The sequence below is a fragment of the Halobacillus sp. B23F22_1 genome (assembly GCF_043497005.1).
Lineage (GTDB): Bacteria > Bacillota > Bacilli > Bacillales > Halobacillaceae > Halobacillus_A.
The window spans coordinates 1-12,656 of the sequence record NZ_JBIEKE010000002.1; the positions used below are offsets into that span (position 1 = coordinate 1).

The 12,656-nt window shown below is 37.2% G+C and carries 13 protein-coding genes, 2 rRNA genes and 1 pseudogene; 12 read left to right on the forward strand and 4 right to left on the reverse strand.

Going from position 1 to position 12,656, the window contains the following annotated elements; all coding sequences use genetic code 11:
• From ACGTNH_RS07720 to ACGTNH_RS21160, 3 genes are all read left to right on the forward strand, one after another.
• Nucleotides 1-88, forward strand: a 23S ribosomal RNA gene (locus ACGTNH_RS07720); the annotation flags it as partial.
• 74 nt (nt 89-162) lie between these two features.
• A 5S ribosomal RNA gene (gene rrf / locus ACGTNH_RS07725) occupies nt 163-276 on the forward strand.
• Nucleotides 277-356: 80 nt separating this feature from the next.
• On the forward strand, nt 357-662 hold the full coding sequence (locus tag ACGTNH_RS21160; RefSeq protein ID WP_507161313.1) for a protein YuzH: 306 nt from the start codon (nt 357-359) through the stop codon (nt 660-662).
• A 31-nt stretch (nt 663-693) separates the two neighbouring features.
• Here the strand turns inward: ACGTNH_RS21160 and ACGTNH_RS07730 are convergent, their stop codons facing one another.
• The gene (locus ACGTNH_RS07730) at nt 694-1,953 is read right to left on the reverse strand and encodes a BaiN/RdsA family NAD(P)/FAD-dependent oxidoreductase (protein WP_394586167.1); all 1,260 of its coding nucleotides are present in this window, start codon (nt 1,951-1,953) and stop codon (nt 694-696) included.
• A gap of 104 nt (nt 1,954-2,057) precedes the next feature.
• Here ACGTNH_RS07730 and ACGTNH_RS07735 point away from each other — a divergent pair, with 104 nt between their 5' ends.
• Nucleotides 2,058-3,677: a putative polysaccharide biosynthesis protein gene (locus ACGTNH_RS07735; RefSeq protein WP_394586168.1), complete on the forward strand. Its 1,620-nt coding sequence runs from the start codon at nt 2,058-2,060 to the stop codon at nt 3,675-3,677.
• 15 nt (nt 3,678-3,692) lie between these two features.
• Nucleotides 3,693-4,418: a pseudouridine synthase gene (locus ACGTNH_RS07740; RefSeq protein WP_394586169.1), complete on the forward strand. Its 726-nt coding sequence runs from the start codon at nt 3,693-3,695 to the stop codon at nt 4,416-4,418.
• Between the two features lie 35 nt (nt 4,419-4,453).
• On the opposite strand, the gene ACGTNH_RS07745 is transcribed toward ACGTNH_RS07740, so the two are convergent.
• Nucleotides 4,454-4,693, reverse strand: a complete 240-nt coding sequence (locus tag ACGTNH_RS07745) for an HTH domain-containing protein (RefSeq protein WP_394586170.1) — start codon at nt 4,691-4,693, stop codon at nt 4,454-4,456.
• A gap of 163 nt (nt 4,694-4,856) precedes the next feature.
• Between ACGTNH_RS07745 and ACGTNH_RS07750 the strand changes: the two genes are divergently transcribed.
• Genes ACGTNH_RS07750 through ACGTNH_RS07770 form a run of 5 tightly spaced genes read left to right on the forward strand, consistent with a single transcriptional unit; the run spans nt 4,857 to nt 9,875 of the window.
• The gene (locus ACGTNH_RS07750; protein WP_394586171.1) at nt 4,857-5,843 is read left to right on the forward strand and encodes a potassium channel family protein; all 987 of its coding nucleotides are present in this window, start codon (nt 4,857-4,859) and stop codon (nt 5,841-5,843) included.
• Between the two features lie 6 nt (nt 5,844-5,849).
• A complete protein-coding gene (pepV, locus tag ACGTNH_RS07755; RefSeq protein ID WP_394586172.1) occupies nt 5,850-7,223 on the forward strand; it encodes a dipeptidase PepV in 1,374 nt (457 codons plus the stop codon).
• Nucleotides 7,224-7,244: 21 nt separating this feature from the next.
• On the forward strand, nt 7,245-8,417 hold the full coding sequence (locus ACGTNH_RS07760) for an MFS transporter (protein WP_394586173.1): 1,173 nt from the start codon (nt 7,245-7,247) through the stop codon (nt 8,415-8,417).
• On the forward strand, nt 8,414-8,992 hold the full coding sequence (thpR, locus tag ACGTNH_RS07765; RefSeq protein WP_394586174.1) for an RNA 2',3'-cyclic phosphodiesterase: 579 nt from the start codon (nt 8,414-8,416) through the stop codon (nt 8,990-8,992). Before ACGTNH_RS07760 ends, thpR begins: the two co-directional genes overlap by 4 nt.
• On the forward strand, nt 8,967-9,875 hold the full coding sequence (locus ACGTNH_RS07770; protein WP_394586175.1) for an NERD domain-containing protein: 909 nt from the start codon (nt 8,967-8,969) through the stop codon (nt 9,873-9,875). Before thpR ends, ACGTNH_RS07770 begins: the two co-directional genes overlap by 26 nt.
• On the opposite strand, the pseudogene ACGTNH_RS07775 reads toward ACGTNH_RS07770, so the two are convergent.
• Nucleotides 9,865-10,283: pseudogene (locus ACGTNH_RS07775) on the reverse strand (EAL domain-containing protein). The gene ACGTNH_RS07770 and the pseudogene ACGTNH_RS07775 overlap by 11 nt on opposite strands.
• A gap of 70 nt (nt 10,284-10,353) precedes the next feature.
• A complete protein-coding gene (locus ACGTNH_RS07780) occupies nt 10,354-10,650 on the reverse strand; it encodes a hypothetical protein (RefSeq protein WP_394586176.1) in 297 nt (98 codons plus the stop codon).
• A gap of 84 nt (nt 10,651-10,734) precedes the next feature.
• Here ACGTNH_RS07780 and ACGTNH_RS07785 point away from each other — a divergent pair, with 84 nt between their 5' ends.
• Nucleotides 10,735-11,667 (forward strand): diacylglycerol/lipid kinase family protein, encoded by a 933-nt coding sequence (locus ACGTNH_RS07785; RefSeq protein WP_394586177.1) that lies wholly within the window; start codon nt 10,735-10,737, stop codon nt 11,665-11,667.
• Between the two features lie 147 nt (nt 11,668-11,814).
• A complete protein-coding gene (locus ACGTNH_RS07790) occupies nt 11,815-12,630 on the forward strand; it encodes a phosphotransferase (protein ID WP_394586178.1) in 816 nt (271 codons plus the stop codon).
• The last annotated feature ends 26 nt before the right edge of the window (nt 12,631-12,656 follow it).

The following is a 12,656-nucleotide window of genomic DNA, read 5'->3' on the forward strand; positions in this document are numbered from 1 at the left end:
CTCAGAGACGATGAGGTCAATAGGTCCGAGGTGGAAGCGTGGCGACACGTGCAGCTGACGGATACTAATCAATCGATGACTTAACTACATGCCTTTGTGAAAAGATTTGATGATCGGATGTCGAAAACGTCTTATCCAGTTTTGAGGGTTCACCTCAATCGATGTGGTGGCGAAAGCGAAGAGGTCACACCTGTTCCCATGCCGAACACAGCAGTTAAGCTCTTCAGCGCCGATGGTAGTCGGGTTTACCCCCGTGAGAGTAGGACGCTGCCACGTTAACGTAAAAAATCCTTAGAAGATCCAAATCTTCTAAGGATTTTATTTTGCTTTTTTATAGAAGACTATTAGTTTTATTATTGATATATATAAACGTTAAGCTTTATACTTCTCGGAGAGAATGTACGTTCGGGGAGGGTTTTTTTATTAGGTTAATTCGATGGAGTTACTCAAGAAGGAAAATGGTGAGAGGATACTATAGCAAATTCCCTAATTCAGTCATCTATTTCAAGCGAATCAGACGATTTTATATAATATATACATTAGATTGGGACGAGAAAGATCCTATGGTTACAAATAAAGATAGAGAAGAGATGCAGTATTTAATAAATGAAGTTTTAGGTAGTAAAAATGAATATCTTAAAAGAAAGTCGAGAAGTATATAAAGCTTCTCGACTTTTTGATTCTTTATTTATATTAAGTCATGGCTTCATAGGCTGCATGCATTCCAGCTACTCTTCCCGTTACCATTGCAGCAGTAATGTTATAGCCTCCTGTATAGCCGTGAATGTCGAGGATCTCTCCGCAGAAATACAAACGATTCATAAGTTTAGATTGCATTGTGTTTGGCACTACTTCTTTAATGGATACGCCTCCCCCTGTAACAAATGCTTTCTCAATAGGTTGAGATCCGTGAATATGGACTACAAAATGTTTAAGTTGTTTTACAAACATATGCAATTGAGTGTTAGAAATATTTGCAGCTTTCTCATATTGAGAGATCTCTAAAACTTCCAGGAGGTAATCTAACAACCTTTCGGGAAGCTGACCTTTAACAAGGTTTCTAAATGATTTCTTAGCATTATTCTTCATTTGTAATTGTAAATCATTAACTAGAGTTTCTTCTGTTTCCTCAGGCAAGCAATCAATTTCAAGAGTAACCAGTTTGTGACCCTTCATAAATTCTTTAACTACATATTGAGAACACCTTAAAATAGCAGGACCAGATACACCGAAATGAGTAAAAAGCATGTCCATTTTGTGCGAGATTATCTTTTTATTTTTATTATTTAAGACAGAAACAGCCACATCTCTCAAAGAAAGCCCTTGTAACGTTTTCTTTTTAATAAAAGAATCATTCGATAACAGAGGAACCTCTGTTGGGAATAATTCAGTGATGGTATGACCTGCTTTTTTTGCCCAGGCATATCCATCTCCTGTTGAACCAGTATGAGGGACTGCTTTTCCTCCTACAGCAAGTACCAGCGACTGAGTCTTTAATTTTTCGCCTGAAGTGAGTATGACTTCATGTTGAGATTCATCATAGTGGATAGCTTTAACAGGGGTGCTAGTACGTACTTCCACATTTAATTCGTCTAATCTGTTAAGAAGAGCATTAACGACATCTTTTGCTTTGTTGCTTACTGGAAACATTCTTCCATGGTCTTCTTCTTTTAAAGAAACTCCTAAGGTCTCAAAGAAATCTATTATGTCGTAGTTGTTAAAAATCGAAAAAGGACTGTATAAGAAACGTCCATTGCCTGGTATGTGTTTTATTACTTCCTCTTCTGGCAGTCGATTAGTAACGTTACAACGGCCTCCCCCTGATATAGCAAGCTTTGTCCCTAATTTTTTCCCTTTATCAAGGAGTAAGGTTTTGACCCCCTGTTCAGCTGCAGCAATCGCTGCCATTAATCCTGAGGGTCCTCCTCCGATCACAATTACTTGATAAGCCATGATGATTCTTCCTTTCTTTATTTCTTCTAATTCATTGTTTTCTGAAGTTTTATGATAAAATAGACAAAGTTGACTCTAAAATAATTGAAGGTGAAGATAAAAATATGTCGAAAATATTAAAAGGCACGATGATTTTAACAGGCGCTACCTTTCTGTCCAAATTTTTAGGGATGATCTATACTGTTCCTTTTGAACAGATGGTAGGTCCCGAAGGAATGGAACTCTATTTCTACGCCTATACACCATACAACATTTTGTTAAGTTTATCTACACTTGGTGTTCCTATGGCAGTTTCAAAATTTGTTTCTAAGTATAACTCTCTAGAAGATTATCAAACCGGAAGAGATATGTTTAAGGCCGGCATGCAGTTAATGGGCATTACAGGAATCATTACATTTTTAATTTTATTTTTAAGTGCTGAACCTATTGCTCAATTTAGTTTATCAAATGAAGATACGAATGCTTCCTTAGAAGACACCGCAATGGTTATCAGGATGGTAGCTTTTGCACTCTTAATCATTCCAAGTATGAGTATTATTCGAGGTTTCTTTCAGGGAAATGAGTCAATGGCTCCTACGGGGATATCACAGGTTATTGAGCAGATTGTCCGAATTATCTTTCTGCTGGTTTCTGTTTACTTAGTGTTGTACGTATTCGAAGGATCAATTCCAACAGCGATTGGTTATTCTACCTTTGCTGCTTTTATTGGCGGCATTGCTTCACTTCTCGTATTAATTGTTTTTTGGAAAAAGCGAAAACCTTATCTAGACCGTCAGTTGGAAAATCAGGAGTATTCCTATGATCTATCAAAAAAATCAATGTTCAAGGAATTGATTAGTTATGCAGGCCCATTTGTGCTTGTGGGAATTGCCACCCCGCTTTATCAGTTAATCGACCAATTTACATTTAATAAAGCGATGGCTACAGCAGGATTAGGCAGCATTTCCGGGGCATCCTTATCAGCGATTCACGTTCTTAGTCACAAACTTGTTATTATTCCAGTGACTTTAGGAATCGGGCTATCACTTGCCCTGCTGCCTGCGATAACCAAGTCATTTACAAAAAATAATATGAATCAGCTCAATCATCAAATTAACCAAGCTTTACAAATTGTAGCTCTGCTCATTATTCCAGCGGTTACAGGTTTAGCTGTACTGGCTTATGAAGCTTACGGTTCCTTTTATGGAGTAGAGAATGTGGACTACTACGGGAGTCTTCTAAGATGGTACGCCCCTGTCGGTTTGCTGTTTGCTACGTATACTGTTTCTGCCGCGATTCTGCAGGGGATTAATAGGCAAAATTTTGCTTTAGTCAGCTTGGGGGCAGGATTATTTATAAAATTAGTCACGAACTCGTTGTTTATCATATCATTTGGAGCAAAAGGATCGATTATTTCTACTGGCCTGGCTGTATTAGTAGCATTATCACTAAACTTATGGAGAATAAATAGAGGAATACGATTTTCTTATAAACCTGTCTTTAAGCGTACCTTACTTATTCTTATTTTAACGGCAATTATGACTTTTACCGTATGGATCGTAAAATTTGGTTTTGGTCTAGTTTGGAACCCATTAGATGATCGTCTTGCTTCGTTATTTATTTTGATGATAAGTGCAGGTCTAGGGGGATTACTATACTTGTGGATGGCCTATCAGACAACATTGTTAGAACGTATTTTAGGCGGTCGTGTTCGAGTATTGGATAAATTTTTAAAGCGAAGATAGGTGGAATGGTTATTTATGAGAATTGATAAGCTTTTAGCAAATATGGGGTACGGAACACGTAAGGAAGTCAAGCAGTTGCTGAAGTCTGGCCATGTCCGTATCAATAACCAAGTTGAGAAAAGTCCTAAAACTCATGTGGACCCTCAAAAGCAAGATGTAAGCGTTAATGGAAAGGTTGTAGAGTATCGAGAGTTTATTTATTTAATGCTTAATAAACCGGGAGATGTGGTTTCCGCTACAGAAGACGCGAATGACTTAACTGTAATCGATATATTGCAGCCAGAGGATGCTCTGTTTGAACCTTTTCCTGTAGGTCGATTAGACAAGGATACAGAGGGTTTACTGTTAATTACAAATGATGGGCAGCTTGCTCATCGGTTGACCTCTCCCAAGAAGGATGTCGGTAAGACGTATTTTGCAGAAATTGAAGGTAAAGTCACTGGAGAGGATATTGTGGCCTTTAGAGAAGGTTTAACACTGGATGATGGCTATGTGACGAAATCTTCTGATTTAGAAATAATAGAAACTGGCGATTATTCAGAAATTCTCCTGACGATTACGGAAGGCAAGTTTCATCAAGTTAAACGAATGTTTGAGGCTGTTGGAAAAAAAGTCACCTATTTAAAAAGGATAAGCATGGGAGACTTACTTTTGGATGAACAACTGGAACTTGGTGAATACCGGGAATTAAGAGATGAGGAAATTGGTTATTTAAAAGAACTAACAAATCTTGATCATTAAAAAACACCCAGATTCTCTGGGTGTTCCTTTACATACTATGAAATTTTTACTTTTTTCTCAGTTGTTGTCCACTTTCCACGAATCGGACTGCATACGAGTCCGTTGTATTCCAAAATGCCTAAGTCTCTTTGCATCGTCCTGTCCGTAAGTCCAAATTCATCAGCCAGTTGGGCTGTAGTTACAGGTCCATTCGTGTGAATAAACATGTAAACGGCTTTAATTCGGTTTAACATACGGGATGATGGATGATTCAAAAAACCACTCCTTATTATCATTAGAGGAATTTGTGGTGCCAGTGAATCGTTTAATCATTTTTTATTTTACACTACCATGAGAAAAAGGGCTACATCCATGATCGGATTTAACAGATAATTCACGAAATTTACATATTAATAAGGAGATATTAAATTGTTTATTTTAAGAAGGCTTTTTTTAAGAATGGTTAAGATTAACAATTATGTTTTATTTATATCCAGTGCAGCACTTGTTTTTATATCTTCCATACTTATCGTTATTTTGGAAAATGATACTTTCCCCACCTTATTTGATGGTTTTTGGTGGGTAATGACTACAGTAACAACCGTGGGGTATGGTGACTACTATCCTGTAACTGCAGCAGGAAGAATCATCGCGATTTTTTTATATATCTTTGGAATTGGCCTAATTGGAGTAGCTATTGGAAAAATCATTGATGGGCTTACAGTTTTTCGAAAAAAGAGAGTGGAAGGTGATATTGTGTATAAGGATCGGCAGCACTTTATTATTATTGGGTGGTCACAAAAAGCTCGATTTGCAGTAAATGAAATTACTGATACAAATAAAGATGTAGATATCGTTATTATAGATGAGCTTAAGGAAGCCCCGCTACTAACTGAGAATATTCATTACATAAGAGGCAATGCATCAGAAGAATCCACTTTATTAAAGGCTAACCTTACAGATGCGAAGGCTGTTCTTATTTTTGCTGATGATGCTTTAGGGAATGATCAAATGACAGATGGAAAAACACTGCTTATCGCTTCTACAATTGAAACGATAGCACCTGAAGTGCATACTGTGGTTGAAGTAATGGAAGAGAGACACATCAAAAATTTTCAACATGCCAAAGTGGACGAATTTATTATATCTAATGAAACCATTTCATCTCTCGCCGTTCGTTCAGCTTTTAGAAAAGGCGTATCAGGCATATTTAGTCAATTGCTCAGTCGTTCAGTCGGTGACGATTTATTTCATATTTCTGTTCAAAATAGTTGGAAGACCTATGGAGATGCTTTTCATGACTTATTAAAAGAAGGAGCAACCTTAATTGCAAATCGTAATGATTTAACGATTAACCGGCGCTTAACAGAAGAGATTCCAAAAGATGCTGAGTTGTATGTCGTTTGTGATTATGAAACGTATAAAAAAATAAATAAAAAGGAGTAATAGCTTATGGACTTTTCTAAAATTGCCGAATCTTATCAGGACCAGTTTATAAATAAGTTATTTCCACTTCTTCAAATTCAAAGTGTTTATAAAAAAAGTGATCAGTACCATTATGGAAAATCGATTGATGACGCCCTTAATTATATGCTCAGGATGGCAGCAGATGACGGGTTTGTTTCAAAAAATGTGGATGGTTATGCAGGTCATATCGAATTTGGACAAGGAGAGAAATTAATTGGTATATTAGGTCATTTGGACGTCGTTCCTGCAGGAGAAGGGTGGAAGAATGATCCTTTCCAGCCAGTCCTTGAGCAAGGGAATATCTACGCTCGGGGTGCACAAGACGATAAAGGTCCTGTTATTGCTGCTTATATGGCAATGAAGCTATTAAAAGAAAAAGGTTTTGTACCGAAAAAGAGGGTGCGATTAATTATGGGGACAGATGAAGAAAGAGATTGGCAAGGAATTCATTACTATTTTACTAAAGAGGAGATGCCGGAATTTGGCTTTACTCCAGACGCTTGCTTTCCTGTGATTCATGCTGAGAAGGGATTAATTGATGCTTACGTGACCTTGGCTGTTCCGGAAGTTGAAGGCAATGCTTTATTATCTTTCTTTAGTGGCGACAGATTAAATATGGTTCCCGAACAAGCCACGGCGACAGTACTTTATAACAAAAGTATAGAACCGTATTTCCAAAGTTATTTAGATCATCAACTTTTAGAAGGATCACTTGAGAAGAAAGACAATATGTATGTAATTACGATGTTCGGTCAAACTGCGCACGGAAGCACGCCTGAAGCAGGTGTAAATGCAGCATTACAATTACTTAGCTTTTTAAGTAGCTTACAATTGGAAACTCCTCATCAAACGATAGTAAAATATTTAGTTCATTCCTTAGCTCCTACCGATGGGCAAGGCATTGAATGTAAGTTTAAAGATGCAGTTTCAGGAGCTTTAACATGTAATACAGGAAGCGTGAAATGGAGTATGGGGGCAGAGTGTCAAGTTGGTCTTAATATTCGTTATCCAGATTCGATAAGTTACGAAAAGATTCTCGCTTCTTTAGAGCGATTTGCTGTAAAAGGCCGAGGAGCTTTAAACATATATGACCACCTCAAAGCGCTTCACATTGAAAAAGATCATCCTTACGTACAAACGTTGCTGAAAATTTATAATCAGACAGTCAATGATACGGCCACCCCAAAAGCTATCGGTGGAGCTACTTATGCCAGAGCTTTACAGTCGGGAGTCGCATATGGTGCGCTATTTAAAGATAGCCCAGATACGGCCCATCAACCTAATGAACACATTAGGGTAGTAGATATGGTTAAAGCTATTGCTATTTATGCAGAAGCAATTTATCAATTAAGTAAATAAAAGAATAAAGAGGTAACATTTATGAGAGTAGAGAAAACATATCGATCCATTCAAGCTTTTTATTTCTTTTCTTTTTTCGGGTTTGGCGCTCTCTTTCCGCTTCTTTCGGTATTTCTTGAAGAAGAAAAAGGTCTTAGCCATACACAGATTGGAATTGTTATTGCTGCGCTACCAATCATTACAATTTTTATTCAGCCTTTATGGGGAATGTTAAGTGATTATACACGAAAGCCTCGTATCTTATTGATGGTGGCTGCTGCTTTAGCATCTTTACTGGGTGTTTTCTACCCTGTATTACAGTTGTTTCCTGTATTGTTAGCAGGTATTGCAATTATTGCTATCTTTCAAGCTGGTATTGTCCCTTTATCGGACAGCTTGAGTTTAAGTTTTTCTCAATCCTACCATAAACAATATGGAAACATTCGATTATGGGGAGCAGTAGGATTTGCGATTGCTGTATTTATAGTAGGAAGAGTAACGGAAGAAACAGGTTCTCTCAGCTGGATCTTTTATTTCTTCTCTATTGGATTACTCTTCTCACTCATTACCTTATTTCAGTTTCCTAAACAAGCAGATGATGTTTCTGTTTCCTTTCGTTCTGGGCTCATAACTTTGCTTCAGCAAAAACCTTTTTTACTCTTCCTCGTCTCGAATTTTCTAGTATTTGGTCCAATCCTGGCGAATAACTATTATTTTGGGACTTTCATCTTAACCGTGGGAGGGACACTGGCTGGAGTTGGACTTGCTTTTTTACTTGCAGCTGGAAGTGAAGCACCATTTATGAAAATTTCACAATTAATTATTGATCGGTTAGGAGTTATCACTGTTGTCATTACAGGAAGTGCCGTTTCAGCGGGAAGGTGGTTATTGTATTATTTTGATCCTTCAACTACGGTTGTCTATTTTACTACTATTGCTCAAGGTTTATCTGTAGGTTTATATATACCAGCCGCTCTTATTTTAGTAAGAGAACTGGTTCCTAAGGAAGTACGAGCGACAGCTGTAGGTTTGTATTCTGCAGTGGGAAATGGAATAGGAAATGCATTTTTCACTTTTATGGGTGGCTTTTTAATCGATGTATGGAATGTAAATGGCATGTATGGTTTCTTTTCTTTTATGTCTATGATAGGTATTGTACTTGTCCTCTTCGTTCAAAGGTGGACAAATCCTGAAATAAAGGAGCTGGTGTCATGAGTTCACATTATTTTATAGGGATTCCGATTGAGAATTCTGTAAAAGAGAAGTGTGCCAACTGGCAGCAAGAACTACGTCATTCAATGAGTTATAAAGTTTGGACTAATCCCCACGACCTTCACATTACCTTGAAATTTTTAGGAGACTGCACAGAGAGACAAATCGACGAATGGGCAGCCCACTTAACAAAAGTTAAAGCCCTTCCTTCTTTTTCTTTAAAAGCGGGGCCTGCAGGAACTTTCGGGGATAAGAAGCATCCAAGAGTATTCTATGTAAACGTTGAAAGGAATAATTTGTTACTTGAAATAAAAGAACTAATTGAAGAAGTAGGAGAGTTGCTAGGTTTCCCTAAGGAAAAAAGAGACTATCTGCCACATATAACATTGGCGAAAAAATGGCAGGGCGGAGAATCACCAATATATAAAGGGGGGAACTATTTTAATGAGCAGCTGGAACTGCTCATCGATCGTTTACACATCTATAAAATACATCCTAAAAGCAAAGCTAAATATGAGATTGTGGCTACATATAATTTAAAGGAGGATCAACGTGGCGCAACTTATAAAGATTTATGATTATATATCAAGATACGAAAGTGATATATACCATTATCCTACGAAATATATTCGTCTTAAGCAAGAAAATTGGATAAAACTGAAAAAAAAGTGGGAAAGTGGATATTTAAGGAGTACAGAGAAAGAGGACGAAGATACGGAATATGAAAAAGAGTCTCCTTCTAAGTGGAAAAATTTCTTTAAGCGTAAAAAAGAATACCAAGAAGATGTGAATAAAATAGTAGAGGAGGAGTGGGTCCCCGAGGATATAGAGACTTTAAAAAAGTATTTTCTAGATGGTCTGTATCCCTTTCAATTAAAGTGGGCAAGCACCACTCTCTTAGAAAAATCATTTGTTGATGCTAATCTTCAACATAACTCTCAATTAAAAATGTTATTGCAGCGCATTCCTGATCACTATTTGATTATGTATAAGCCTATTGTAAAATTTAAAAAAGCTCCTATGGAAGCAGAGATTATTGTTATAGGTCCTCATCAAGTAGAAGTGATTACATACCTTGATGTAAATGCAGATATAATTACTCCTCATACACCATATCAATGGTATGTAGAAAAGAATGGAGAAAAGAAAACCGTGTCCAGTCCATTAATCGGCTTAAAGCGCACGGAGACATTTCTAAGAAGTATCGCTCAAAAGTACAAACTCAACATTAATTTCAAACTCACTATATTAGCACCTGAAGTTACTATTTCAGCTTTGGAGGCACCCTATTTAACTTCGTACATAGACAAGCACAATTTTGAGCAATGGTTAACAGAAAAAAGAAAACTGTCCACCCCGCTAAAATATGAACAGCTGTTATTGAGTGAAAAATTATTGAATCATACAAGAACTGTAGCTGTGAAAAGGCCAGAATGGGAGTCTGATAACACTAAAGAGTAATTTTCTTTTTCGGGGTAGTTGCGGTTTTCCCGAAGTAGTAGCCTTGGCCAGAGTGGATTCCCGAAGATCGAAGCCATTCAGCTTCTTCTTTTGTTTCTATACCTTCTGCTAAGACAGTAATCCCAGAATTAGTGTCGCGGTGGATTACATCATTTAAGAAATTTTGATGTTCTAATTTAGATGGCAATTTTGAGTATAAGATCGATCAACTTTAACGTAATCGGGCGGAAGGTGTGTAAGCATCTCCAACGTGCTAAATCCCGTGCCTCCATCATCTAATGCTACCTTCATTCCTGACGACTTGTACGTATTGAATATTGATTTTAAATGATTAACATCTGATACTTTTTCAGTTTCCACGACTTCAAAAATGATATCGTTAGGATCAACCTCAAATTCTTTAACCATTTTAAACGTATGTTTTAAACAGAATTCAGGTACATAAATAGTGTAAGGTAATAAACACTTTTTGCCCCGATCAATTTGCTCTGCCTGTGCTTGTACAGCTGATGTCGTGGTTTTTGGAAATCGGAAAAGACTGGGAGTGAACTTTATTAAGAATATGAATCCATACACATGGAGTGCTCTTCTGAAAAATTATATGTAAGGATGCTAAAAGCTGGGCATTAGAGTGATAGTTATGAATAATTTGGGCTTGGTCTTCGTAATGGACAGGAAGATGAATGGCTGCCTGTTCTCTCTGTTTATTCACTATGAATGCGCCTGTATTAGATAACAAGACAGACGTTCCGCAAAATTGACAATCAGCGGCCAATTGAACTCCTCCTTTTCTTTCATAGTATAATTAAACAATACCATAGTCTTATAATAAAATGCCCCTTAATAGGATAAATGACTTATGTATATTGTCATAACTAACCCAATGGCTGGAAATGGAAAAGCAAAAAGGTTACTTGAAGAAATTCAAAATGAAGAGCTATTTACTATTAAAAATTGTCGTTCCTTTCAAACTGAATTTGCCGGCCATGGGAAAACCCTAATCCAATCTGTGCTTAGAACTCATCCCATCCCTATTAACGGTGTTATAGTTATAGGGGGAGATGGTACTCTTCATGAAATAGTTAATGGATTAATGAACTACCCAGACCTGCCGGTTGGGTTCATTCCCTCTGGATCGGGGAATGATTTTGCCAAAGGATTAGGGCTGCGTTTACAAGGTGTAGAGTTATTTAGGAAACTCTTGACAACCCCTAACGCTTCCCGCATAAAAATTGGCCAGGCTACATGCAAACATCAAAATCAAAAGATAAGAGATTACTATTTTCAGAACAGTTTAGGAACAGGTTTAGATAGTGAAATTGCTCTTCTTTCAAATGACTCACGTTTCCGTAAGGAAGTGAAAAAGTGGCATATAAGTCAACTGCAATATGTGGTTGCTCTCTTTAAGACATTGAAAAAATTTAAACATGTAGAAGCAGAGGTCGATATAAATGGGAGAACAGTAAAGTACAAGTCATTTCTGCTAACAACGATTGCTAATCATCCTTTTTTTGGAAAGGGGATGAAAATTGCACCTAACGCAGATGTAAACTCTTTCTCATTTTCGGTGATACTCATTGAACCTTTAGCTAAATGGAAAGTACTAATTTTATTTTTAACAGTCTTTATGGGAGTCCATACTAGACTAAGAAAAGTTCATGAATTGAGTGGATCTTCTATAAAGATAAAGTCAACAGTGCCAATACTTCTACAGCTTGATGGGCAGTCATACTGGTGTGTGGAATGTCATGTTAAGAAATCAAATAACACTTTAGTATTTTTAACTGACTAAAAAGTTTTCCTTGAAAGTTTATCTGCTTTTGAGTTAACCTGTAAAAAGGTGTTTATTTTGAACGGTGTAAGATGCACTACAGGTATTTGAAAAATACGATATAATGGTAGTAATAATACGTGAGCTATCACAGGAAGAATTGAGGAATTGAAGGTGAATTGGTTGGAGCATATACTAGGGCAAAACTGGACAATTACTCCCGCTGGAGGTTCCACTGGGGAAGCATATTACGCTCAAAATGAAGGAAAACGTTTATTCTTAAAACGTAACTCCTCACCTTTTCTTGCCGTTCTTTCTGCGGAGGGAATTGTTCCTAAGCTCGTTTGGACAAAAAGACTAGAGAATGGTGATGTCATCACTGCTCAAGAATGGCTAGAAGGAAGAGAATTAAACACAGAAGAGATGAAGCACCCAAGAGTAGCTGCTTTGCTGAGTAAAATTCATCACTCGACAGAACTTTTAGATATGCTGATGAGGCTGGGGAAGCATCCACTTACCCCTGACGAGATTCTGCGGGATATTAAAGAAAATCAAAAAGTCCTTGATCACGTGGATTCACGCCTGGAAATTCATCAAGCTATAAAATATTTAGAAAAGAATGTAAGTCGTGCCCATCATGATCAACATGTTGTTTGTCATTGCGACACTAATCATAATAATTGGCTGCTTTCATCGGATAATCAACTTTATTTAATTGACTGGGACAATGCAATGGTAGCTGATCCAGCATTAGATTTAGGGATGCTGCTCTTTACCTATATCCCTAAGGAAAACTGGGATAGTTGGATGAAACAATATGGGGGAGTTGAAAGTGACCATTTGATGGAGCGGATGAAATGGTACGCTGTTTCCCAGTCTCTCTCCTTTATCCAGTGGCACATGATGCGTGGAGAATATAACGAAGCTGAAATAAGAATTAATAAGTTAAGCAATATGATGAGTCAAAATAACATTTTACCATAAAGAAAAAGAGCGATCCTTGTAAGAAA